General features: G+C 54.6%; 22 protein-coding genes and 1 tRNA gene. 6 read left to right on the forward strand and 17 right to left on the reverse strand.

Going from position 1 to position 24,361, the window contains the following annotated elements; genetic code table 11:
- Positions 1-520: 520 nt before the first annotated feature.
- Both FJM65_RS17395 and FJM65_RS17400 read right to left on the reverse strand, forming a co-directional pair.
- Positions 521-1,033, reverse strand: a complete 513-nt coding sequence (locus FJM65_RS17395; RefSeq protein ID WP_181163767.1) for a hypothetical protein — start codon at positions 1,031-1,033, stop codon at positions 521-523.
- A gap of 24 nt (positions 1,034-1,057) precedes the next feature.
- A complete protein-coding gene (locus FJM65_RS17400) occupies positions 1,058-2,023 on the reverse strand; it encodes a DUF1028 domain-containing protein (RefSeq protein ID WP_394348144.1) in 966 nt (321 codons plus the stop codon).
- Between the two features lie 284 nt (positions 2,024-2,307).
- On the opposite strand from FJM65_RS17400, the gene FJM65_RS17405 reads away from it, so the two are divergent.
- The 3 genes from FJM65_RS17405 to hemE all read left to right on the forward strand — a co-directional run bounded on the left by FJM65_RS17405 (position 2,308) and on the right by hemE (position 5,092).
- Positions 2,308-3,114, forward strand: coding sequence for an NYN domain-containing protein (locus FJM65_RS17405; RefSeq protein WP_140623039.1), 807 nt, complete (start codon positions 2,308-2,310; stop codon positions 3,112-3,114).
- A 143-nt stretch (positions 3,115-3,257) separates the two neighbouring features.
- Positions 3,258-3,884: a MarC family protein gene (locus tag FJM65_RS17410; protein ID WP_140623041.1), complete on the forward strand. Its 627-nt coding sequence runs from the start codon at positions 3,258-3,260 to the stop codon at positions 3,882-3,884.
- A gap of 167 nt (positions 3,885-4,051) precedes the next feature.
- A complete protein-coding gene (gene hemE, locus FJM65_RS17415) occupies positions 4,052-5,092 on the forward strand; it encodes a uroporphyrinogen decarboxylase (RefSeq protein ID WP_140623169.1) in 1,041 nt (346 codons plus the stop codon).
- A gap of 125 nt (positions 5,093-5,217) precedes the next feature.
- Here the strand turns inward: hemE and FJM65_RS17420 are convergent, their stop codons facing one another.
- The 7 genes from FJM65_RS17420 to FJM65_RS17450 all read right to left on the reverse strand — a co-directional run bounded on the left by FJM65_RS17420 (position 5,218) and on the right by FJM65_RS17450 (position 13,752).
- Positions 5,218-7,017 carry a TrkH family potassium uptake protein gene (locus tag FJM65_RS17420; RefSeq protein ID WP_140623043.1) on the reverse strand — a complete coding sequence of 600 codons (1,800 nt, stop codon included), beginning with the start codon at positions 7,015-7,017 and terminating at the stop codon, positions 5,218-5,220.
- 141 nt (positions 7,018-7,158) lie between these two features.
- Positions 7,159-8,178: a bifunctional heptose 7-phosphate kinase/heptose 1-phosphate adenyltransferase gene (locus tag FJM65_RS17425; protein WP_140623045.1), complete on the reverse strand. Its 1,020-nt coding sequence runs from the start codon at positions 8,176-8,178 to the stop codon at positions 7,159-7,161.
- A complete protein-coding gene (locus FJM65_RS17430) occupies positions 8,178-9,392 on the reverse strand; it encodes a pyridoxal phosphate-dependent aminotransferase (RefSeq protein ID WP_140623047.1) in 1,215 nt (404 codons plus the stop codon). The genes FJM65_RS17425 and FJM65_RS17430 overlap by 1 nt, the downstream gene beginning before the upstream one ends.
- 164 nt (positions 9,393-9,556) lie before the next feature.
- Positions 9,557-10,558 carry a PorP/SprF family type IX secretion system membrane protein gene (locus FJM65_RS17435; RefSeq protein WP_140623049.1) on the reverse strand — a complete coding sequence of 334 codons (1,002 nt, stop codon included), beginning with the start codon at positions 10,556-10,558 and terminating at the stop codon, positions 9,557-9,559.
- Between the two features lie 18 nt (positions 10,559-10,576).
- Positions 10,577-12,568, reverse strand: a complete 1,992-nt coding sequence (locus FJM65_RS17440) for a gliding motility-associated C-terminal domain-containing protein (RefSeq protein ID WP_181163768.1) — start codon at positions 12,566-12,568, stop codon at positions 10,577-10,579.
- Between the two features lie 271 nt (positions 12,569-12,839).
- Positions 12,840-13,448, reverse strand: coding sequence for a recombination mediator RecR (gene recR, locus FJM65_RS17445; protein ID WP_140623054.1), 609 nt, complete (start codon positions 13,446-13,448; stop codon positions 12,840-12,842).
- 16 nt (positions 13,449-13,464) lie between these two features.
- On the reverse strand, positions 13,465-13,752 hold the full coding sequence (locus FJM65_RS17450) for an ATP-dependent Clp protease adaptor ClpS (protein ID WP_140623056.1): 288 nt from the start codon (positions 13,750-13,752) through the stop codon (positions 13,465-13,467).
- A gap of 231 nt (positions 13,753-13,983) precedes the next feature.
- On the opposite strand from FJM65_RS17450, the gene FJM65_RS17455 reads away from it, so the two are divergent.
- Together FJM65_RS17455 and FJM65_RS17460 are read left to right on the forward strand one after the other, a co-directional pair.
- Positions 13,984-16,146, forward strand: a complete 2,163-nt coding sequence (locus FJM65_RS17455; protein ID WP_140623058.1) for a S9 family peptidase — start codon at positions 13,984-13,986, stop codon at positions 16,144-16,146.
- Between the two features lie 131 nt (positions 16,147-16,277).
- On the forward strand, positions 16,278-16,823 hold the full coding sequence (locus tag FJM65_RS17460; RefSeq protein WP_140623060.1) for a hypothetical protein: 546 nt from the start codon (positions 16,278-16,280) through the stop codon (positions 16,821-16,823).
- Between the two features lie 231 nt (positions 16,824-17,054).
- Here FJM65_RS17460 and FJM65_RS17465 read toward each other — a convergent pair whose 3' ends face one another.
- The 5 genes from FJM65_RS17465 to FJM65_RS17485 form a co-directional block, all read right to left on the reverse strand.
- Entirely contained in the window at positions 17,055-17,825 is a 771-nt protein-coding gene (locus FJM65_RS17465) for a DUF6503 family protein (protein ID WP_140623062.1), read from the reverse strand.
- Between the two features lie 111 nt (positions 17,826-17,936).
- Complete coding sequence (locus FJM65_RS17470) at positions 17,937-18,605, reverse strand: YceI family protein (RefSeq protein WP_140623064.1); 669 nt, start codon at positions 18,603-18,605, stop codon at positions 17,937-17,939.
- 82 nt (positions 18,606-18,687) lie between these two features.
- Entirely contained in the window at positions 18,688-19,344 is a 657-nt protein-coding gene (locus tag FJM65_RS17475; RefSeq protein ID WP_140623066.1) for a YceI family protein, read from the reverse strand.
- A gap of 33 nt (positions 19,345-19,377) precedes the next feature.
- On the reverse strand, positions 19,378-19,830 hold the full coding sequence (locus FJM65_RS17480) for a MarR family winged helix-turn-helix transcriptional regulator (protein ID WP_140623068.1): 453 nt from the start codon (positions 19,828-19,830) through the stop codon (positions 19,378-19,380).
- 147 nt (positions 19,831-19,977) lie between these two features.
- The gene (locus tag FJM65_RS17485; protein WP_140623070.1) at positions 19,978-20,967 is read right to left on the reverse strand and encodes an enolase C-terminal domain-like protein; all 990 of its coding nucleotides are present in this window, start codon (positions 20,965-20,967) and stop codon (positions 19,978-19,980) included.
- Between the two features lie 286 nt (positions 20,968-21,253).
- Here FJM65_RS17485 and FJM65_RS17490 point away from each other — a divergent pair, with 286 nt between their 5' ends.
- On the forward strand, positions 21,254-22,690 hold the full coding sequence (locus tag FJM65_RS17490; RefSeq protein WP_140623072.1) for a dicarboxylate/amino acid:cation symporter: 1,437 nt from the start codon (positions 21,254-21,256) through the stop codon (positions 22,688-22,690).
- A gap of 119 nt (positions 22,691-22,809) precedes the next feature.
- Here FJM65_RS17490 and FJM65_RS17495 read toward each other — a convergent pair.
- From FJM65_RS17495 to FJM65_RS17505, 3 genes are all read right to left on the reverse strand, one after another.
- Positions 22,810-22,894: transfer RNA gene (locus FJM65_RS17495), tRNA-Leu, on the reverse strand.
- Between the two features lie 149 nt (positions 22,895-23,043).
- Positions 23,044-23,865, reverse strand: a complete 822-nt coding sequence (locus tag FJM65_RS17500) for a carboxypeptidase-like regulatory domain-containing protein (protein ID WP_140623074.1) — start codon at positions 23,863-23,865, stop codon at positions 23,044-23,046.
- A 20-nt stretch (positions 23,866-23,885) separates the two neighbouring features.
- Entirely contained in the window at positions 23,886-24,356 is a 471-nt protein-coding gene (locus FJM65_RS17505; RefSeq protein ID WP_140623076.1) for a hypothetical protein, read from the reverse strand.
- Positions 24,357-24,361 lie beyond the last annotated feature (5 nt).

Consider the following 24,361-nt stretch of genomic DNA (forward strand, 5'->3'; position numbering starts at 1 on the left):
TTTTCTGGCCGCTGTTCATCCATAGTCTTACAAATCTAAAGTTTCATCTCATACTCGGCTCCCTCCAAGGCCGGGAGGCCTCGTCTTCCCGCATCGCGCTGTCTACATTTCCTTTGCTCCTGCGTCGCAATGCCTTCGGCACCGGAAATCTAGAAGGCGCTCTTTTTCGAGGGCCCCTACCCCCACGGAAAGGCTGGGATCAGGTTCGATAGCTACCGTTTTATCATCTCGACCTTCAGGAGAGATTTCTTAGTATCCCCGATAGATCTCTCGCGCTGCTCGAGATGACAGAGTATAATTCCCCTCCTCGGAGGGGTAGGGGTGGGTTAATCGTCTTCAGAAATTTGCCTCCTTAGGCAAGGAGGGGCCAGGGGTGGTTTGACAGGGCTGAGTAGGAGTTAATTCCCCTCGACCAGTACTACTATTCAACAAAAAGGAGCAACAGCTTTTCTGCCATTGCTCCTTTCTCTTTATACTTCGATCAGCTTTACTTCATCAGCGTCTTGCTGTAGCATAAACTTTACTCAAGCACCGGCTGGCTATAATAAACTAACTTATTGACTCTTGGCTGGAGAACCCAGATACAGAAAGGCCAAAAGACAATCATAAAGAAGGTACCAACATATTCTGCAGCTTTTGCCTCTCTTTTTAGCTCAGCGGAGCACAGCACCTTAGCGGGAAAAGCGACAACGTGTACCATCGCATACAACAAGTATAGAGCTGGCAACGCGTAAATCCCTGTAAAATGAACATCCGGTTTACCTGTTAGCACCAGGGCAACCAAAGCAACCGCGGCCAACAAGAAGCAGTTAAGCACAAACAGAGTATAACTTAATTCTACTTTCCGAGGGAGGTAATCATAGAGCTGGTGGCCATAGAGAAGCAGCATCGATAAAAACAGCAGATATCCTGCTGTCACACATGCCTGGGTCACGGCAGGGTTATCCGTGTAGGAAAAGTTATTCAGAAGCTGGATAAACAACAGAATAAGAAAGACCTGCCAGTGCTTTAGCCGCAAAATTACAGACATCAAACTTAATTTGAGTGGTGAAGAGACTTACTTCAGCAGCTTTTGCATCTGCTGCTTGCTTACATCCAGTAGGCCAACCTCTGGTAGGCGGCTGGTGAGCTCGCGCCAGTTCGGGTCTTTCTTGTATACTTCACTCAGGATTTTGGCAGCTTCGTCGGTTTTGCCGCTGTTGGCCAGCCCAATGGCGTGCCAGTACTTCATCTCCAGGTTGTTCGGGAACATAGCCTCTGCCTTGCCATACTCTTCCATCGCCTGCTGCATCTGCCCTTTCTCGATGGCCAGGTCACCGGCGTTCATGTGCTCGTATGCCCGAAAAACCTTTAGCAGGCGCTCCAGTTCCTCCAGCGGCTGCTCGCTGTCGTCTACGCGTAGGTCTATTGTTCTGCCCTCCCAGGGCTCTGTTTTCTGCCCCGGCACCACTACCAGCGCCGCCGACTGCCGCCCCCGTATATCGCCGCCCTCGCGCTCAGCGGCCTTCAGGGCCAGCAGTACCCGCTCGGCCAGCGGCTGCCCCTCGCTCTTTTCAAAGGCTTTGGCCATGGCCGGCCATACTTTGTCGGTCAGCATCATGTTGGCCTGCACCGAAAAGTTTTTGCCGGTAATATGCCCAGCGTAGCGGATGCACTTGTCGCCGGTATGGGTGGCCACGTTGCCTTTGGCATCCAGTATCGCTACCTGCCGCATCTCCCGGGCCTCATCTTCCGCCAGTAGTATCTTCAGCGCCTCTTCCGGGCTTTTGCCTTCTTTTAACAGCGCCAGCCCGCGCGGGCCAAACGATTTGTTCGTGAACGACTGGGTAGCCACCACGCCCACGCCTGCCTCTGCCCATGGCACCGCCGTTCCCACCGAGAACCAGTGGCTCTGCACGCCAACCGCCATCTCACCGGTTTTTGGGTCGAGGGCTACAATAGAGTAAGTATGCGCCAGCGGCTCCTCAGCTTTAAAAACCTGTGCCTTGGCCGGGCCTAATGCCGCCAGTAAGGATAGTCCCATTGTTAAAAGTGTGATTTTATACTTCTTCATGCAGCTTTATACTTTAGTTGTCGAATATGCGTTTGCACTGGCAACGGCCTATTGGCAGGAGGCGATTAAACCTACTTCCTAAGCGGCACGCTCCAGCCTGATAATCAGCCTAAAGCAAATATAGCTTTTTATACGTTTAGGCGCCGACTTTCTTCCGCCACAACTTCCGTAAAGAATAGTAGTATAACTATGTATGAAGCCACGCTTACCTTCTGCGGATGCAACTGCCCGCCGCTTTTAACCCTTTTTTATACATGAAGAATTTACCAAAGAACAATAAGATTGAGAAAATGGCCATGCTCATTGACGGCGACAACGCGCAGCCCAGCCTGATTGTGAAGCTGATGGCCGAAGCCGGCAAGTATGGTGCCCCCACCATCCGCCGCATCTACGGCGACTGGACTACCCCGCAAATGAACGGCTGGAAAGACTGCCTGAACAACCACGCCATACAGCCCATCCAGCAGTTCCGCTACACCGTCGGGAAAAACGCCACCGACAGCGCCCTTATCATCGACGCCATGGACCTGCTCCACTCCGGCCTGGTGGATGGCTTCTGCATCGTCTCCTCCGACAGCGACTACACCCGCCTGGCCACCCGCATCCGGGAAGAGGGTATTTTTGTGATGGGCATTGGCCAGCGCAAAACGCCCAAGCCTTTTGTAAACGCCTGCAACGTGTTCATCTTCACTGAGAACCTGACCGACGACATAGACGAAAAAATAGACCAGGCAGAGAAATCCGGCGAAAACGGCAGCAGTCATCAGCGCCCCAACCCCCTGCCGCTGCTTAAAGAAGCCTTTGCCATGTCGGCTGATGAGGATGGATGGGCACATTTAGGCCTGATGGGCAGCAACCTGCGCCAGCTGGACCCCAGCTTCGACCCGCGCACCTTTGGCTATGGGCAGCTGCTGCAGCTCATCAACGCCTACAAGGAGATTTTCACCATCCGCAAAGAAGAAGACAAGGGCCGCTCAGCCGTTTACATCAAGCGAAAGGAAAAGCGCCGCCGCCCCGCCCGCAAAAAAACCGCTGCAGAGGCCGCCCCGGAAAAAGGCTGAGCAAAGCTGAAAGTATAAAAATGGCCTGAGGTGCAGCAGCTTTACCTCAGGCTGTAGTTCCCCCTCTTAACCTATATACAACATAGCTGTAACGCTGCGGTAATCTTTGCCCTGTACTTTTGTGGCCACTACTACAGCAACCTATGGAATTGGTACTGGCTACTTTTACAGCGCTTTTCACGGTCGTGAATCCCTTTGGCGCGATGCCTGTGTTTATCACCCTCACCCAGGACGACTCGGCCGGCAACCGGAATCAGCAGGCTTTGCGGGCCTGCATCTACATGGCGCTTATCCTTTCAGTCTTTTTCCTGGCGGGGCAGTACGTGCTCAACTTCTTCGGGATAGGCCTGGCAGACATTCGCATTGCCGGTGGCTTGATGATCATGCGGGCGGGCTTCGGGTTGCTCACCAGCAAAGCGCACCGGGGCAAGAAAGTATCCAAAGGGGTACTGAAAGAGGGGCTGGAGAAGGATGACATCTCTTTCACGCCGCTGGCGATGCCCATGCTCTCGGGTCCGGGCTCCATTGCCGTCAGTATCGGCATGTTCACCTCTGCCCTCTCCTACTCCGATATCAGCCTTATACTTGCCTCTATCTCCCTGGTAGCAGGGGTTACCTTTGTCATACTTGTTTTTTCGCACCAACTGGTGAGTTACCTGGGCAAAGCCGGTCTTTCGGCGCTTTCGCGCATCATGGGCTTTATCGTACTTTCCATCGGGGTAAATTTTGTGAGCACGGGGATTCTTGCCTTGTTTTTCGGAGGCAGGTAAGGTATACGCTCTTGCTTCGCAATGCCAGGTGCCTTCCATGCCAAACCCAACCACATAGCGCAAAGCACAGTACAAGTCCTTTAACGCCATTTACAACTTTAACCGCTGCCTTGTTGATGATAACAATCATCTTCCGGGAGTCGGTATTTTTAACGTATCTTTGTGCCATGCAACTGAAGAACGACCTGCTTTTGAGAGCTGCGCGGGGTGAAGCCGTGGAGCGAACCCCTGTTTGGCTGATGCGCCAGGCTGGCCGCATTTTGCCGGAATACCGCGCCGTGCGCGAGAGCCTGAGCGGCTTTAAGGAACTGGTAGAGACACCGGAGCTAGCCGCCGAGGTGACCATACAGCCCGTGGACATTCTGGACGTGGACGCCGCCATTATTTTCTCGGATATTCTGGTAGTGCCCGAGGCCATGGGCTGCACCTATGAAATGATAGAGAAGCGCGGCCCCATCTTCCCGAAAACGGTGCGCACCGAAGAGGATCTGAAGAAGCTGCGCGTGGCCGACCCGCACGAGCACCTGCACTATGTGCTGGATGCCATCAAGGTGACCAAAAGAGCCCTGAACGGCCGTGTGCCGCTCATCGGTTTTGCCGGCGCCCCCTGGACAATCCTGGCCTACATGGTGGAAGGCAGCGGCTCCAAAACGTTCTCGCATGCACGTGGCATGCTGTATACCAACCCTAAGCTGGCGCATCAGCTGCTCCGCATGATCACCGACACCACCATTGCTTACCTGAAGGCGCAGGTGGAGGCAGGTGCCAACCTCATCCAGGTGTTTGACTCGTGGGCGGGCATACTTTCGCCGGCGCACTACCGTGAGTTTGCGCTGCCCTACATCTCAGAGATCTGCAACGCCATCCGCAACGTGCCGGTAACGGTGTTTGCCAAAGGCGCATTTTTTGCCCTGGAGGATTTCAGCAAGCTCAACTGCGAAACCATTGGCCTGGACTGGAACATGGAGGTGGGCAAGGCCCGCCAGCAGGTTGGCCCGAACAAAACCTTGCAGGGCAACATGGACCCATGCCTGCTCTACAGCTCTTTTGAGACCATCCAGGAGGAGACAATTAAAATGCTGAAGGAGTTTGGCCCGCAGCGCCACATCGCCAACCTGGGCCACGGCGTTTACCCCGACACCGACCCGGAGAAAGTGAAATGCTTTGTGCAGACGGTGAAGGAGTTCAGCCCGATCATAGAGGGTTAAAAATTAGAAAGTGAAGTATAATTTTTGACTTTATACTTACCCATATCAAAAAAGAAAGGTCCGGCTGTAGAACACAACCGGACCTTTTTGCTTTTCAGAAGGACTGTATAACTTCCATATTTCTCTTACCCCACCACCAGGTGCGTGGCAGGGTACTTGTATGCCACAGAACTGGCACGGGTACTCAGGGCCAGTGCAAGGGTCAGAGTACCCACCCTGCCCAGGTACATCGATAGGATGATGACTGATTTGCCCACATCCGATAAACCGGCCGTAATGCCTGTGCTAAGGCCAACCGTGGCAAAGGCCGACACCTGCTCAAAGGCCAGTTTCATGATGTCGAACTGCGAATCGGAGATGGAAAGTATGAAGATGAAAATGATGTTGAGCACCGCGGCAAAAGTGAACACCGAAAAAGCTTTGTAAGCCACAGAGTGCGGTATGGTGCGGCGCCCGATCTCCATGTTGCGCTTGTTGCGCACCGTGGCCGAAACCGCAATAAGTATAACTGCAAAAGTGGTAGTCTTGATGCCTCCAGCCGTTGAACCCGGCGAGCCGCCGATAAACATCAGGAAGATAAACATCATCAGTGTGGGTACTGTCAGCGCTGAGATATCTACGGTGTTGAAACCTGCCGTACGCGTGGTTACAGACTGAAAGAACGACGTGACCAAGGCCTCGGCAAAGTTCATTTGCGAGAGGGTGTTAAAGTACTCCAGCAGAAAAAAGCCTATGGTGCCCACTGCCAGCAAAGTGGCGGTAGTATAAACTGTAACCCGCGTCAGCATTTTCCAGTTACGCCAGGGTGCCCTCATGCGGCTGCGCATGGCCTGCGGCGAAAACAGGTCGATAATGGCCGGAAAGCCCAGGCCCCCAAAGATAATGAGCAGTGACAGCGTTAGGTGCAGTAAGTAGGAGAACCGCACCGGCTCTGTGTAAAGCCCTTGCGGATACAGAGAGAACCCGGCATTACAAAAGGCTGAGACGGCATGAAAAAGAGAATAGAAAATCTTGCTACCCAAATCTGTAAAGCGCACATCTGGCCCCCAGGTCAGAAAAACCATGACAGCACCGATTGCCTCTATGGTAAGGGTGAGCAGAATGAGATTTCGGAGCAGGCTTTTGGCCGTAAACAGCGACTCGCTTTCCAGCAACTCGTGCAAGGCTACGTGCTGCTTTACCCCCACGCCCTGCCGCATCAGCGAGGCAAAGAAAGAGGCAAACGTAAGAATGCCCAAGCCGCCCATCTGGATAAGCAGCAACAGCACTACCTGTCCTGCCAGCGTAAAGTATGAGCCTGGGTCCACAACCGCCAAACCTGTTACGCAGGAGGCGCTCGTGGCCATAAACAGCGCATCTATGAACCGCATACCATCCGGTGAGTTGGTCATTTTGGGCAGCATGAGCAGGCCCGAACCCAGCAGCACCAGCAGCACAAAGCTCAGCAGGAAGGTAAGCGCAGGCTTTAGCTGCAGCGTAAGCAGGTGTACCCGCGTTTCGAGCAGCTCCACTACCAGAAACACCAGCATGAACATAGACACCAGCACCCGGTACCACTCCACGGACAGCGGGATCCCTATCCTATCGAAAAGATCATAGATGATCGGGATGTCCAGGCCATAGGTAAAGACCTGGTTAATGAACACGATCAGCATCAGAACACCCTCAAACCAGGTCCGCCGGAGAAACTTGCGACGCTCAAAAGTATAAAGTATGCGCAGCAGGTAGATCAGAACGAAGATAGAGAAGATGCCGTCGATAGCGCGGAAGAGCATGCGCAGCATCACCGGGTCTTTCACCACTCCGTGCCCCAGCACAAGCAGTGCAATGGCCGTAAGGGTCAGCACATACGTCGTTCGGCGCATGATACTGTAGGCTCTCAGTTTACTATCGTACAAAAACCTGTTCAGCGATTCTGTGTTCATGCAAATTATCAGGTTTACCCTGTGCTGCTAAGTTGTAATTTATTCTGAAGTATAGCCACGCGCGGTTTCAACGTTGTGCATACGAAGCCCGCCACTTTAAGGCCTGCACCTGCTGCCCGCGAGGGCCTAACGCACTATAGCTTAGGCTACTTTATTTTCTTGCAGGCCATACAGCCGGAGGCGGCCAGCCTCTTCCAGAAGCCGCTCCTTATCCACGGGCACCACGCCTACCTGCTCGCACACCAGGCCGCCGCCCAGGTTGCTGAGGCCAGCCATAAAAGCTACCGACGTGCCCAGTGCCATGCACAGAGCCGCTATACTTATCACCGTGTCGCCGGCTCCCGACACGTCGGAAATAGCGCGGCGGTGTGCCTCAATATAAGTTTTCTCTCGGCCGTTGGCTACAAACACCCCCCGCTCCGACAGCGTGACCAGCACCTGCTTTACCTGCAGGCGCTCCTGCAGTTCCTCCACCGCATCCTCAAAGGCAGGCAGGTTCTCGTCTGCAAAGTCAGCTTTCAGCCCTTCTTTCAGCTCCTTCAGGTTGGGTTTAAACAGCGTGCAGCCTACATAGCTCAGGAAATTCTTCTTCTTCGGGTCGATGACACTTGGCACCTGGCGCGCATTGGCCAGACCCAGAAAGCGCCTGATGTTCCTCTCCGAAAAAACGCCTTTGTCATAGTCCTCAAAGATCACCACGTCGGCCTGCTCCAGCAGCTGCACAAAGCGCTCTTCCAGGTGGCGCTCCTCATAATCCGTTAGGTTGTGCTCAATCTCGGAATCTACGCGCAGCAGCTGCTGTGCCCCGGCAATAATGCGGTGCTTGATGGTGGTTACGCGCTCCGGGCTTTGCACAATGCCTTCTGTCGGCAGGCCTTTCTCCTCCATCAGGCGCAAATAATCGGCCCCATCCTGGTCATCGCCGATAACAGAGCATAGCAACGGCGTTGCGCCCATCGCCTGCACGTTCAGGGCCACGTTGGCAGCCCCGCCCAGGCGCTTCTCGCGCTTTACTACGTTTACAATAGGCACCGGCGCCTCCGGCGATATACGCGAGGTTTTGCCCCACAGGTAGGAGTCTATCATCACATCGCCCACCACCAGCACTTTCAGGTTGCTAAAGGCCCCGAAGATCTCCTCCAGGCTTGTATAGTGCTTCATTACTGCAGTTTAGCCAGGCTGTTTTTAATGCGGTCCAGCGCCTCGGTCAGTTTATCGTCGGAGGTGGCAAAAGAGAAGCGAATGCACTGCGGCGCCCCGAACGCCTCACCGCTTACCACGGCCACATGGGCATCGCTAAGTATAAACATGCTCAGGTCCAATGCACTCTCTATCGTTTTGCCTTCATACTGCTTCCCGAAATAGGCGCTGATGTCCGGGAAGATGTAGAAAGCGCCGTGCGGCAAGTATGTTCTAAAGCCCGGTATCCCGTTCATCAGGCTAAGCACCAGGTCGCGGCGGCGGCGGTAGGCCTCGGTCATCTCCAGGGCGCTGGCATTGCCGCCCTGCAAGGCAGCAGTGGCTGCTTTCTGAGAGATAGAGCAGGTGCCGGACGTGATCTGGCTTTGCATTTTGTCGCAGGCAGCGGCAATTTCGCGGCTGGCGGCCAGGTAGCCTACGCGCCAGCCCGTCATGGCATAGCCTTTCGAGAAGCCGTTCACGGTAATCACCCGGTCGCGTATGAAATCGAAGCTAGCCATACTATGGTGTTTGTCGCCAAAGTTGATGTACTCGTAGATCTCATCGGCTATGATGTATACCTGCGGATGCTTCTCCAGCACGCGCGCGATGGCCTCCAGCTCCTCCTCGTCAAACACGGCTCCGGTGGGGTTGCACGGCGATGAATACATCACGAGTTTGGTGTTGCTGGTGATGGCTTTCTCCAACTGCTCTGCCGTTACCTTGTAATCGTTCTCCAGGCGACCCATTACCGGCACCGGCACGCCCTCGGCCAGCTTCACGATCTCCTCGTAAGAAACCCAGTATGGGGAAAAGATAATTACCTCGTCGCCGGGGTTTACCAGGCAAAGCACCGCGTTGGCTATACTTTGCTTGGCGCCCGTAGATACCACGATCTGGTCGGGCGTAAAGTCCAGGTTGTTGTCGCGCTTAAATTTTTTCACGATCTCCTGGCGCAGCTCCGGATAGCCGGGCACCGGGGTATAGAAGGTATACCCTTCGTCTATAGCGCGTTTTGCAGCGTCTTTTATATATTGAGGGGTCTGGAAATCAGGTTCTCCAAAGCTCAAGTTGATCACATCATAGCCTTGCGCAGCCAGCTCGCGTGCTTTTTTGGCCATGGCAATTGTCTGCGACTCCGCCAGGGTGAGGATTCTGTCAGAGAGGGTAGCTTTTACTTGTTCTGTATCTTGCATGGGCTTAAGGTTAAGCTGGCAAGTTACTTATAAAGCCACAGACTTTCCAGTAGTTGCTGGGGTTTATCAGCCTTTGGATTTTACCTGCACAGGGTTTATGGCACTGGCTACTGCCGCAAGCTTTAAATGGCCTGCTCATACTTTGCCCAAGCTATACCCGGCCGCTACCACAGGTTACTAGGGCATAGCACTTTGGCTTTGTTAAACACGCGCATGCCAAGCACTACTTCGTGGTTCCCGTTGCCCATGCCGTAGTTAGCGGGCACCCCTCTGTCGTAGGCGTAGCCCAGGTCGAAGATGTGGTTTATCGTCACGCCGGCCAGCAGGGCGTAATTGCCGTTCTGGCGGTAGGAGCCCCCTACCCACAGGCGGTTCTGGTACACAGCGCGAAGGTTAAAGTCTACGGAGCCGGGCAGCGGATGCAGCCACATCAGCATAATAGAAGGCACCAGGCTGACCTCCTCGGTCACGTTAAGCTTAACGGCTCCTGTTAGGAAGTAGTGCTCATACAGCAGGCTATGGTCCTCCACAGAGTTATCGAAGCTTACGCTGTTGCCCAGGAGCTGCGTAGCCGAGGCTCCAAAATAAAACTGGCTGCCGTACAGCCACAGGCCCGCCGACAAGTTCGGTTTCACCATGCTCCAGCTAGAGCCGGCCGCATCGCCAGGGTCAGCGAACGTCAGCTCTTCGGGCCGTAGCCGCTGTTGTATCAATCCCCCGCTTACGCCACCCGATAAGCGCACCTCCCCCGACAAGGCCAGGTGATAGGCATAGGCCATACTTGCCTCCGTCCGGGCAAAGGCTCCCAGCCTGTCGTGCACCACCAGCAAGCCAAGGCCGTGGTGCGCCCTGAACCGCTCACTCTGCCTGCCTCCCCGGTCGCTGCCGCCAAACGACGGTGCATTTTTACTGTACCGGCCTCTGTTACCACCTGCCCCATAGCCAAGAGGAGCATGGGCGCTGAGGTAAAAAGTGGTCGGCTCGCCCTCCACCCCCGACATGGCCGACCTGCTGCCCAGTTTTACATCCGCATAGCGCTCTATGCCTGCTATGGCTGGGTTTAGAAGATAGTTGTTGATGGAGTACTGACTGTACTGCGGTTTTTGCTGCGCCAGCGCCAGGAACGGGACCATGAGCAGAGAAAGGAGCGGTAGAAGTAGTTTCATAGGCGAGGCAGGTTAAGCTTAGTTCACAATGTTCAGGTAACCGGTGTAGGTCTCCTTGCCCGGTATGGAAACGACATAGAAGTAGGTGCTGACAGGTAATGCGGCGCCACGGTACGTGCCGTTCCAGTCGCCGCGGTAGTTTGCCTGCTCATACACAAGGCTGCCCCAGCGGTTGTATACCGCTACTTTCGCCTCCGGGAAGTACTCGATGTTCCGTATCTGCCAGGTGTCGTTAAGGCCGTCTCCGTTTGGCGAGAAAGCGTTCGGGATTTCCAGCAGCTGCCGCACTTCCACCACTACGCTGGCGGTGTCCTGGCAGCCCTCCTCGTTCGTGACGGTAAGGGTATAGCGGGTAGTTTGCGCGGGTGTGGCCACCGGGTTGGCGCTTGTTGGGTCGTCCAGGCCCTGCGCGGGGCTCCAGCTGAAGTAGGCGCCGCCGCTGCCGTGCAGCACTGTGCTCTCCCCGGCGTCAATCTCCATGCCCTCCACAGTAGCCGAGGCAAGGGGCACCGCGTATACCTGTGCCTCCACAGGCACGCGCTCCGTCTCGCAGCCATTCCGTACCAGCGACACGTAGTAGTTCCGAGAATCTTTTAGGTGCGGGGTTTTAAAGGAACTGTCTGTTGCCCCTGCGATAGGGCTAAGAGTGCTGCCATCGCTATACCAACGGTACTCGCCCTCCACTCCGCCGGTAGCAGAAAGTATAATCTCGCCGGGCCCGCAGGAGCTGCCGTGCTGCGCCACCGGGGCCTGCGGCAAAGGCCATACTTTAACAGTGATACTGTTGGATGAGAGCGTACTGCCGCAGTTATTTTGGAGCTTTAGCGTATAGGTGCCACTTTCGGTGGCCTGCACCATGTTGGCCCCGCTGGCAAACTCCTGCCCATCCCGCAGCCACACATACTCTACATCTGCGTACGCTGTGGCACTGATCTCCACAGCCCCGCCCTCGCAAAAAGACAGCTCTCCGGCACTGGCAACAGTGGGCACAGGCGGCAGCGACTGAATAATCGCCTTTACAGGCACGCGTTCGCTCTCGCACTGCCCATTCGTGACAGCCACATAATAGGTAGCCGAGCCTGTAAGCATGGGCGTGGTAAAGGTAGAGTTGCTGGCGCCGGAAATGGCCGCGCCGCCCTTTGCCTTGGTGTACCACCTGTACATACCCGGCTTCCCCCCGGATGCCTCCAGCGTCAGGGAGGCTTTGTTGCAGCCTACGGCATCGACTACCGTGGGGGGCGAAGGCAGGCTCAACAACTCTACGGTTTGGCCGGCACTGCTTTTAAAAGTGCCGCACTCGCTGGTGATAGTAGCTGTATAAGTACCAGCTTCTTCCGCGCTCAAAGTATGGCCGCTGCCTGCAACTGAATGCCCGTCGCGGAACCAAGCGTAAGTAACATCCCTATACTCCGGAACCGACAGCTGCACACTGCCGCCTTTGCAAAACTCCAGCGCCCCCTTTGCCTCCACCTGAAAGTCCGGGATCGGCTGCTGCACCCGAAAATCCACCTTATTAGAGCTCCTGACGTAGCCGCAGAAGTTGGAAAGCTCCACGGTATATACCCCAGGCTCGGTGGCTGTGTACTCGTTCGACCTGTCATAGACCAGTTTGCCGTCTTTCTTCCAGACATAGGCCGCCCCCTCCTGCTCCTGCACCCACATTTTTATACTTCCCTCTCCGCATACCACCAAGGGGTCTGTATACTCAATTTTAGGTGCTTTCAACTTGCCTGCCACCTGTATCTCCACCTCATCCGACTTACTTACACAGCCATCCGCATAGGTCACCTCCACGGCATACAAGCCAGACTGGGTAACAGTGATGGACCTGGCGGTGGCTCCGTTGCTCCATTGGTAGCTTTTACCTTCTGAGGCGGTAAGCAATACGCTGCCACCGGCACAGATGGTGGCTGGCCCGTTTAACGTGATTTTAGGTTTGGGAGCGGCGCTGCAAGCGGTACTTTGGGTGGCATAAGTTGAACTGCCCGTCCCCTGGCTAAAAGCCGGCACAGCTGTTAAAGCATAGATGAAAGAGAAAATAAGGTGCACAAAAGATAACAGTACGTACTTTTGCCAGCTAAACGCTAAAAATGATGCATGCATAGGCAGCAGCAATTAATCAAAACACAATCAATCATTACTACTTTTCTTATTTTTAGTTACACTAAAAATTAAATTGATTCAATTTATAATTAAAAACAAACAAAATAAGAGATAGTATAAACACAAAAGAGGCTTCAGTAGATACTGAAGCCTCTTGGTTGTATACGCTGGTTAAATTTTATACTTTCCCGTAAGCAGTTCTCTCCACGATACTTCTGCCCAGCGTTACTTCGTCGGTATATTCCAGTTCGCCGCCCACGGGCACGCCACGGGCAATGGTGGTAATCCGAACATCAAAGTCGCGGAGCTTGCGGGTCAGGTAGAACGCAGTGGTGTCTCCCTCCATGGTGGGGCTGATGGCCAGCAGGATCTCCTTTACCTCGGATGCCGGCAGGCGCTCCAACAGCGACTCAATGTGCAAATCCGACGGGCCGATTCCCTCTATCGGGGAGATAACGCCCCCCAGCACGTGGTACAGGCCCTTGTATTGCGAGGTGTTCTCAATGGCAATCACGTCACGGATGTCGCTCACGATGCACAGCATGCTGCGGTCGCGCAGCGGATTGGCGCAGATAGAGCATACTTCCGTATCGGATATGTTATGGCACTCTTTGCAGTGCTTCACCTCGGTGCGCATCTTCACCAGCGCCTCTGCCAGCGACAAGGTGTCTTCTGACTCCTGCTTGAGCATGTGCAGCGCCAGCCGGAGCGCAGTTTTTCTGCCAACGCCAGGCAGCTTCGCCAGCTCCTCTACGGCGTTCTCAATCAGTTTCGACGGAAAATTCATCAAATTGCGTCTCCCCCTACTCTATGTTGGCTGACAGCTCTTTGTCGTGCAGGGCCGTGCACATGCCCTTCAGTTCCTCAAAAGCCCCTACCTTAACGGTGCACTTGCCTTTGTAGTGAATGAGGAGCGTGCACTGCTCTGCCTGCTCCGAGGTGTGGCCGCAAACCTTGATCAGCGTGTCTATCACATGGTCAAAGGTGTTTACGTCATCATTGTACACTACAAGGTGGCGCAGGTCAGTGGTTTCTTCCAGCAACTCAACGTCAACTTCCTCTTTATGAAAAATATCTGTATCCCAATTCATACTGCAAATTTACTAAAATATAAGCACTAAACGAAGTTTGCACAAAGTATAAACGCCGCCTCCGGCACGGCTGCAAACCCAACGGCCGTATGGTTTTTAACAATCCCCGGCAAGGTATGATTCCCCGCCCCGAAGTTTACTGCCGCCGCCCTGAAAGCGGGATTTTGCTAAATCAGAATATAAAGCGTTTCTTGCAGTAGTATCAATTTCTGGAATTATACTTCTATAAAAATGACCCTCGAACTTATTAAGAGGCAGCTGACCCCGCTGCTTTTGCTACTTGTTTTTGTGCTGCCCCTACAGGCTCAGAACAAGCTTCTGACCATGGAGGATGCTATCCTAAACCCAAACCTGCAACCCGAAGACCTGCGGCAGCTGCAATGGATAGCCAATACCAACGATTTTGTCTTTTTAAGGGACGATAACGGCAGCCAAAACCTGGTGCGCGGCACCGCCACCTCCGGCAGGCAGCACGGCATCCTGACGCTGGAGCAGCTGAGCGCAGCGGTAGAGGCGGCAGGCGCCGAGAAGCTCGGTGGCTTTCCGGCCTTGTACTGGCGCGATGGCAGCAACTTCCTGATGGATGCGCAGGGAAAAATCCTGGGCTATGACCTGAAATCGGGTAAGGCCCGTGTGATAATGGACTATGCCGATGAGGCGGAGAACAAGGAGCTGGACCCGACCCTGCAGCGCCTGGCCTACACCAAAGGCAACAATTTATACTTGGCGCAGCCCGGCGAGGACGAAAAGGCCATCACCAAAGAACCGAACGAGGCCATTGTAAACGGGCAGGCGGCCCACCGCTCGGAGTTCGGCATCACCAAGGGCACGTTCTGGTCGCCGAAGGGAACGAAGCTGGCCTTTTACCGCATGGACCAGACCATGGTGACCGACTACCCGCTGGTAGATATTGCCCCCCTGCCGGCACAGCAGAACAACATTAAGTACCCCATGGCCGGCGGCAAGAGTCACCACGTTACCGTAGGCGTGTATGATGTAAAATCCGGTGAAACGGTTTATCTGAAAACCGGCGAGCCAGCCGAGCAGTACCTCACCAACGTGACCTGGAGCCCCGACGAAAAGCACCTCTACATCGCCGTGCTGAACCGTGACCAAAACCACATGAAGCTGAACCGCTACAATGCCACGACGGGGGAGTTTGAGCAAACCCTGTTTGAGGAAAAGCAGGAGAAGTATGTGGAGCCGGAGCATGGCTTATACTTTGTGCCGGGCAAGCCCGACCAGTTTGTGTGGGTAAGCGAGCGCACCGGCTTCGACCACCTGTACCTGTACAACACCAGCGGCAAGCAGCTGCGCCAGCTAACCAGCGGTGACTGGATGGTGACCGATATTCTGGGCTTCAGCAGAAAGGGAGACGAAGTATACTATATGTCTACGGCAGAGAGTCCGCTGGAGCGCCACATTTACGCCGTGAGCCTGCGCCATGGCAAGACCCGCCGTATCTCGCAGGGCAGCGGCACGCACAACGCCATGCTAAGCCCCGACAGCAGGTATATCATCGATAACTACAGCAGCCAGGTAACGCCGCGCAAGATTTGGGTATTGAACCCCAACGGCAAGGTGCTGCACACGCTGTTAACGGCTAAAAACCCGCTGACGGAGTACAGCCTGGGCGAAACGACCATCTTTCCGATAAAGGCAGAGGACGGCACCGACCTGTATGCCCGCATGATCACGCCACCGAACATGGACAAGAGCAAGAAATACCCGGTGGTGGTGTATGTGTACGGCGGCCCGCACGTGCAGCTGGTAACCAACAGCTGGCTGGGCGGCGCCAACCTCTGGATGCACCTGATGGCGCAGCAAGGCTACATCATGTTCACGGTAGACTCGCGCGGCTCTGGTAACCGGGGCCTGGCATTTGAGCAGGCCACCTTCCGCCAGCTAGGCAACGTGGAGATGCAGGACCAGCTGCGTGGTGTGGAGTACCTAAAGTCATTGTCTTACGTAGATTCCAACCGCCTGGGCGTGCATGGCTGGAGCTTCGGCGGCTTTATGACCACCTCCCTGATGACGCGTCATCCGGGCGTGTTTAAAGTAGGTGTGGCTGGCGGCCCGGTTATCGACTGGAAATATTACGAGGTGATGTACACCGAGCGCTACATGGACTCGCCGGAGCAGAACCCGAAAGGCTACGAAGATGCCAGCCTGCTGAACCATGTGCAGGACCTGAAAGGCAAGCTGCTGCTGATACACGGCACGGTGGATGATGTGGTGGTGTGGCAGCACAGCCTGCAGTTTCTGAAGAAAGCCGTGGACGAAGGCATACAACTGGACTACTTTGTTTACCCGGGCCACCCACACAACGTACGGGGCAAAGACCGGGTGCACCTGATGCGCAAGGTAACGCAGTACTTTGAGGATTACCTGTAGCAAACACCAAGCTATACTTCCCGGAAAAGGCGCTGACACCCTCAGCGCCTTTTTTGTGCCTGTCCTGGCTGTTGCCGTAGCCTAAACCGCTGAATTGCGTACCTTTGTAACAGATTTATACTTTAGCGTTTATGCCTGCCATTTCACCAGCCTTCCGCCAAGCAGTAAAAAACCTGGGCGATAAAGAGAAAGAAGCCATCATCCTGAAAGCCGCCCGGCGCGACGCCGAACTGTACGACATCCTGCGGTATGAGCTATTGGAAGAGGTAACGCTGGAGGAAGTATACGAGGAGGCCGCCGACAAAATACACGAGCTGCTGATAAACGCCAGCGGCCGCAGCCTGAGCAAGGCCCTTACCAAAGCGCTGCGCAAGGCCATGAAGGAGATCGCGCGCTTCAAACGCATCACCAAAGAGCCAAAGGCCGAGATTGACCTGCACCTGTACACGCTGCGCCTGATCTTCGAAAACTTTACCGGCCAGTTCGACAGCTACTACAAAGGGTTTTATACTGCCACCGCCCGCCTGCTGCTGCGCACTATCCAACTTATCCAGAAAAAGCTGCACGAAGACTACCACCTGGAGTATAAGCAGGAGCTAGACGATTTTCTGCAGCAGATCCACAGCCGCCCAAAGCACCTGACTGTGGCTTTGCCACAGGAGTTTGAGATAGAGTAGTGCTCAATTCTGAATGAGTGAATGGGTGAGTTAAAAGCTTGCTTGCCCTCATCAACCTTACAGTTTCTTGAAGTAGCTCTATCGCCACGTTAAGCCACGGGAATACAGGAAGAGGTAGAGCATTTAGGGGGAACAATGGCGGCTAAAGCTAACCTTACCCGCGTCTAAAAGACAGGGGCTGCCTTTTTCGGCAGCCCCTGCAAGTATAAATTCCACGTAATCAGCGCTACGCTACTCCTCCTCCAGCGTTCCTACCTGCACCTCCTCCAGGTTGATCTCAGAGACCTTCTCTAGTTTGCCAGCCTCAAAAGCCCTGTCATAGTTGTCTATCGGGAAGTCCTTGTCTGATATTTTATAGTTGTTGTAGTCCTGGAAGCGGAAGTTGCCCACCGTTCTGGGGTTAATGGCCTCCCGGAAGCGGGAGCCGCCGCCATTCTCCTCGAAGTTATAGGCCAGGTAATCCATGGTATGGCGGTCTTTGTGAAACCAGTACACATACTCATCCTTAAAATCATCGCCGCCTCCCTCCTGCGCAAAGGTTACTTTCACTTTGTGGTAAGGCTCTCCTTTTACAGTGGCCTCGCCTAGGTATGTTTTCTGCACGGCAGCATCGTTGAGGAAGTATGGCAGCAGCGCAAAATAGATAACGCCGTTTACCGAGGCACTATACTTTTGCTGCTCCTCCTCCGCCAGCTGCTCTTCTGCATCGTTTAGGGTGCGCTTAAAGCCGCTGTTGCTCAGCACATCGTGCACGCGCCGGCCAGTAGAGTCGGTAAAGGTGCGGCTGTATACAAAGGCGCCGTTGTCGCGCAGCGCCCGGTACTGCATCTCCCGGAACCGGAAACTCACCACGCTTCTGTCCAGGTTGTCCGCGCCGTGCGCGGCCAGTGCCGCATCCACAATTTCCTGCGCCTCAGAATCCGGGGTTTTACTTTCGGTGCAGGCGGTTACAAGCAACAGCAGCCCCAACAGCCAGGCAAAAGTATAAGTATGGTTTTTCATGCGGCAGGTCATCGTTATGCTTCCAAAGGTATAAAATTGGCAGGCAAGTATAAAACGAAAAACCGCCCCGGCCGGAGCCAGAGCGGTTTGTATAATTGCCAGCGCTGTGGCTTACTTCTTTGCGGTCACGTCAAAAGAAACGGTAAACTCATCGTGGATGGCTTTGTCGCCCAGGTTACCGAAAAACGTCTCGGAACCGTAGCGCACGTCAAACTTAGAGCGGTCTACCACCATGTCGGCTTTAGCCGTTACGGTACCCTCGTTCACGTTTACGGTGGCCGGGAAGCTTACCTTCTCCGTCTTCTCCTTTATCGTCAGGTTGCCCTCTACGTTGTAATTCTCCTCACCGGCAGCCGCGTCCGCAATCGGCGAAGCCCCTGTGATCTCAAATGTGGCCGTAGGAAATTTCTCCACGCCAAAGAAGTCGTCGGACTTCAGGTGTCCTACTAGCTTGGCATTGTCTTCTTCCGCCTCCAGGTCAGTGTTGGTAAGCGAGTTCATGTCGATCACGATCGTGCCGCCGGTCAGTTGGTCACCGTTTACGGTAAGCTCGCCGCTCTGCACTTTAATCTCTCCACGGTGCTCTCCGGTAACTTTGGTGCCGTGCCACTTCACGCTGCTTTCTTCCTGCGCTATCTGGTAGATTTCTCCCTCACCGGTTGCTGCGGCAGCCTCGGAGGTTACCGTGGTTGTCTCTTCAGCGGTGTTTTCGGCTTCGCTGCTGCACGCTGCCAAAAACATGGCGGCTACAAATGAGGCATAAATGGCTGTTCTTTTCATGGGTAATTAATTATGTATGAAAAAGTTGATTACAAAAATTAGGTCCCCGTTTATCCCGGGGAAGTAAAGTATAAACCGAAGCTTACTGCTTGGCCGTCACGTCCAGCGTTACCACGAAGTCATCATAGATCACTTTATCGCCCAGGTTATCGAAGAAGCTTTTAGAGCCGTAGCGCACGTCATACTTGGAGCGGTCCACGGTAACTTCCGCTTTGGCAGAGGCCACGCCGTTTTTAACCGATACAGTAGCCGGGAAGGATACCTGGTTGGTGATGCCTTTGATGGTCAGGTCGCCGGTAACGGTGGCGTTTGGCTGGCCGGCTGCCGCGTTGGCAAGAGGCTTCACGCTGCTGATCTTAAAAGTAGCGGTGGGGTGCTTCTCCACGCCAAAGAAATCATCCGACTTCAGGTGGTTCACCAGTTTGGCGTTATAGCCTTCGTCTTTGATGTCGGTGTTGGAGATGCTGTTCATGTCGATCACGAAGGTGCCGCCCACGATCTTGTTGCTGTTTACCTGCAGTTCCCCGCTTTGCAGCTGGATGTCGCCGAAATGCTCTCCGGTAACTTTTTTGGCGTGCCACTTCAGGTTGCTTTTGGCCACGTCTACTTTGTAAGCACGCGCCTTGGCAGGAGCGGCTACTTCAGTAGCGTTTGCAGCAGCCACTTTGTCGGTGTTGCCGGCCTGGGCTGTAAATAGCAGCGCACTGGCAAGCGAGGCAAGAATAACGTACTTTTTCATCTGGTTTATTGGATTAGGCTTCTATTTTTGGAATTACTTATTTCTGATCTTATCCAGCAGAAGGTTAAGCTGGGCAGCCTCATCTTCCGATAGATTGGTGATGCCGGTGCCTTTCCCGCCTTCCAGGCTATCCATCTGCTCCAGCAGCTGCAGCCCTTTTTCTGTTATCAGCACATCCACGGTGCGGCGGTCGGAGGGGCACTGCTTGCGCGTTACAAGGCCTTTGGCTTCCAGCTTGTCCACAATGCGCGAGGCATTGGAGGTTTTGTCCAGCATGCGCTCGATCAACAGGCTGATGGTGGCCGGCTTCGGGTACTGCCCGCGCAGGATGCGCAGGATATTATACTGCGGGAGCGTAACGCCGAAAGGCTTAAAAAGCGTCGACTGTGCCTGTTGCAGATAACCCGAAGTATACACCACATTGATGTAGGCTTTCTGGTACTCGCTCTTGAAAACGCTCTGCTTTATCTCTTCTTCTATCTTCATGGTTGCCTTTGGTCCTCTTAAGTTGGTACAAATATATGTACATACATTTAATGTACAAACACATCAACAGAAATAATTCTAAAAAGTTTCTTTTGCAGATGATTATACTTTAAAAAACAGGTAAGCAGGGTTTTGTGTTTGATGGCTTTATTTCAGGAATAGCATTCCCTCCTGCTCCAGCACCAGCCCAAAAGGCTCTTCTTCCAGCATTAGAAACCCATCCAGGGCTAAAAAGTTGAAGGCGCTGCTAAGTTGCATTGAGCTCCAGGCGCCAAGGCTGGTCTCGAGTCCTGAGCCCAGTACAGTGATCATTCCGGCCTTTTTGGCTTCCTGCAGCAACCTTACCGTGTTCAGGTAGCCGCCCGCCTTCATCGGCGTGATGCTTACCCCATGAAACTGCGTGCGCAGCAGCTCAAAGTCGGCCAGGTCGGTTACCGACTCATCCGCAACAAGCGGCACGGGGCTAATGTTTTTGATCTGGGCATACATGGCGGCTTTAGATGCTGGCAAAGGCTGCTCCATAAACAGCACCTGCTCCCGCTCCAGGCCATGCAAAAAGCGCAGCAGCTCCTCCGGGTTCTGCCAGCTTTCGTGCCCCTCCAGCACCAGTGGCTGGTCTGTGTAACGCTGCACTTCCCGCACCAGTTCATCGCCCTGCTCCGGGCTAACCCTCAATTTTAGATACCGGAAGCGCTCCAGCCGCTCCTGCCTCAGGTACTCCTCCACCTGCGCCGGGTCGGTCACCGCCAGGGTATAACAGGTTGCCTGCGGCTCTGGCGCCGGCTGGCCAAGCAGCTGGTGCACGGGTATGCCTTTGTGCTGGCAGAAGTAGTGAAGGTAGGCCGCCTCGATGGCAAAGCGCAGGGCGTTGATAGGTGGGTGCTGCTCCAGCAGCTGCAGCAGCTCTTCCATACTTGGCACATGCGGCAGCCCCGCCATCAGCAGCACTTTATACTGCTGCAGCAGCAGTTCCGGCGTTTCGCCATAGCGCAGGTTGGGGGCAGCCTCTCCAAAGCCACTGAACGTGCCATCCGACACCTGCACCAGGAAATTAACCTTTGTAGCCTGGGTACCGGGCGCACTAACCGAGGAGCGCTTTAGCTTCAGGTGCAGTACTTCTATTTGCCATTTTAACATAGGGTGCGTTAGCTTTATCTTCTGTAGTTCTAAAATTGCATTTTTATCCGCATTTAGCCAATACCTGCTGCGCTGGCAGCACACGGTTACCTTAAAAATAGGACACGAAAAAATAGTTTACAGCCGCAGCACCAAGTGTTTGCAGCTTTGCTTCCAGAGTATATATTTGCTAAGCTTTTGTAGGTGTGCCCTGTCAGCAAATAACGTCATTAGGGACTTTTCAGCCGCATTCACTTCAAGGCTTTTTGTTTTACCGGCTGCGGCCATACATGTTGTGAATTTCTATATGAAAAAATCTTTTTTGCCGCTGGTCACGCTGCTGGGCATTACGGTGGCTGCCATTCTCACCGTGCTGCAGCAGTACGGCATCGTGGCGCTGCCGGCGGAGGTGCTGACGGCCGTTCGCTGGGCCTGCATCGGCAGCCTGCTGCTCTACGGCCTGCAGAAGCGCTCCCTCACCGCCTGGATTCTGATAAGCATGGTGCTGGGCGCCGAGATCGGCTACGACTTCCCGGGCTTTGCGGTGGAGCTGAGCGTACTGAGCAAGGTGTTCCTCAAGCTCATCAAAACCATCATCGCCCCGCTTATTTTTGCCACCCTGGTGGTGGGCATTGCCGGACACGCCAACCTAAAGCAGGTGGGCAGCATGGGCTGGAAGGCGCTCGTGTACTTTGAGGTGGTGACCACGCTGGCGCTGTTCATCGGGTTGGCTGTTATCAACTTTACCAAGGCAGGCGAGGGAATTGACGCAGGGCTGGCGCAGGCGCACGAAGAGATACAGGCCATGCCCCCGCAGTCAACCGCCGACATCATCCTGCACGTTTTCCCAGAGAACATCGCCAAGTCCGTGGCGGAGGGGCAGGTGCTGCAGATCGTGGTGTTCAGCGTGCTGTTTGCCATTGGCCTGGCCATGGTGAGCGAGAAGAAGCGCAAGCCCATGCTCGACTTCTGCGAGAGCCTCTCCGAAACGATGTTCAAGTTCACCAACATCATCATGTACTTCGCCCCGGTGGGCGTGGGCGCTGCCATTGCCTACACGGTGGGGCACATGGGCTTTGGCATCCTGGTCAACCTGTTCCAGCTGTTGGCTACGCTTTATGTGGCGCTGCTGCTCTTCTCGCTGCTGGTGCTGCTGCCCGTGGCCCTGGTGGCGCGGGTGCCGGTAAGGCGCTTTCTGCAGGCCGTTTCCGGGCCTGTTTCCATCGCCTTTGCCACCACCAGCTCGGAGGCCGCGCTGCCCCGCGCCATGGAGGAGATGGAGAAGCTGGGCGTGCCGCGGCGCATCGTGGCCTTCGTGATGCCCACCGGCTACAGCTTTAACCTGGACGGCACCACCTTATACCTGGCGCTGGCGTCGGTATTTGTGGCCCAGGCCGCCGGCATCGACCTTTCCTGGAAACAGCAGCTGGTCATGGTGTTCACGCTGATGCTCACCTCTAAAGGCGTGGCCGGCGTGCCGCGTGCCTCACTGGTTATACTTCTGGGAACGGTGGCCTCATTTAACTTGCCGGTATGGCCTGTTTTCGCCATTTTAGGCATAGATGAGCTGATGGACATGGCCCGCACCTCTATCAACGTGACGGGCAACTGCCTGGCCACCGCCGTGGTGGCGCGTTGGGAGGGTGAATTTAACCCACAGCCGGAAACAGGGCTGGTAGAAACGTCTATCCCGGAACTAGCACCGCAACAAGAGGCGGATAACAGGGAAACTGAGCTGGTGTAAAGCTGGTTACTCTAAATTAAAAGTCCCCTTCCGTGTGCGGCAGAAGGGGACTTTTAATTTATACCTGAAAGGTATGGCTACATAAAAAAAGAGGCAACCCGTTTCCGGATAGCCTCTTTTGGTGCGCAAGAAAGGACTCGAACCTTCACACCTTACGGAACTGCCGCCTGAAGACAGCGCGTCTACCAATTTCGCCACTTGCGCATTTCCCCTCAACCGCGGTCAAGGATTGGTACTGCAAATATACAACGCATATTCTTATTTGCAACACCTCTACGGCCGGATATTTTTCTTCTAAAGTATGACTGGGCTCTCCACACGCTCAAGCCACTGACTTTCAGGTAGAATATTTTTTACTGCCGCACCAAAACATAGCCGCTCAGGCTTGCCCCCACAAACTCTTCCCAGTTGCCTAGGCTGGCTTTGCGTGAAAAGCTACTTCCTCCGAGCTTTGCGCCTAGCATAATGGACCGTCTGTCGGCCCCTGTGGCCGGCAGGTACTCAATGCCCAGGAAAAAGTCTTCGTCCGTATAAACCGCGAAAGGCTGCAAATCTATACTTACCCACCCCTCGCTGGTAGACAGCCGCTGCACCACTCTCTCCTCCAACAGGCGCTCTCCCGGCTTGCCGTCGCGGTTGCGGTACAGGTTGATGCGGAACAAGGCGGAGTCAAGTTTGGAACTGGTCAGGTAAAAGTGTGCGGAAAGCAGCTCGGTGGGCCTGTCCTTTACCTGAATGAAGTTGGCAAACTCATAGATGTCTTTGCTTTCTCTCTGGTCGGGGTTGCCCCACACCATGGGCAGGCGGCCGGTTACTCCCAGCTTTCTGGTTTTTAGCTTGCGGCTTTGCACCACCACCTCCTGCAGTCGCTCCGTCTTTTCCTGTAGCTTCACCTCCAGCGGCTGCATCCCTACCAGTTCCGACACGGGCACGCTGCGCTCCTGGTAGCCAATGGCGGAAAAGGTTAGCGTGTCTGTGGCGTGGGTGGCCGGCAGCTCCAGTGTAAACTTACCGTGCTCATCCGAGGCCGTCCCGACGTTTTTGTTCCGGATGCCGATGTTGACGTATGGCAAAGGCTCGCTGCTGCTGGACAGCACAGTTCCCTGCAGGTTTAAGTGCTGCGCCTCTGCCAGCAGAGAGAGCAGTAGAAGTATGACTGTGAAAGTTTGCTTCATTTGTAGGAGGGTTTAAGTCTTTAAGATTTGTTTTCCGTTCGCTCGATCCGCAGTTCCACCAGGTTGGCCGAGATTTGTTTTTCAGCCTCAGGATAAGGCAGGGCCTGCAGAAAAAACAGCTTATACTTGTCTCCGAAGGCAATGGCTGGCGCGAAGAGCGTCAATTTGCTAGGTTGCGTTGTGGTAGCTGTCGCTTCGGAGGGCATGGCGGGTTTGGTCAGCCGCCAGGCTGTTGGCGCAGCGTTTCCTGCCATACTTGCCTCCAGTTGCAGCGTTACCTCTCCTGCCTGCACACAAAGCACATCTTTGGGGCAGCGGCTATCGTTCAGCTCGGTCAGCGTGATGGTAGCTATACTTCCGGACAGGCTGTCTACTACCTGCACCTGCTCGTGCAGGCTTATGGTAAAGGTTTGCCCAACCGGCACCTGCCGTTGCAGAGGGGCTTCGGACATCAGCAACAGGTTCAGGGCGAGGATCAGCGAATAAAGCATGTATA

It is taken from the genome of Pontibacter mangrovi (assembly GCF_006385705.1).
Taxonomy (GTDB): domain Bacteria; phylum Bacteroidota; class Bacteroidia; order Cytophagales; family Hymenobacteraceae; genus Pontibacter; species Pontibacter mangrovi.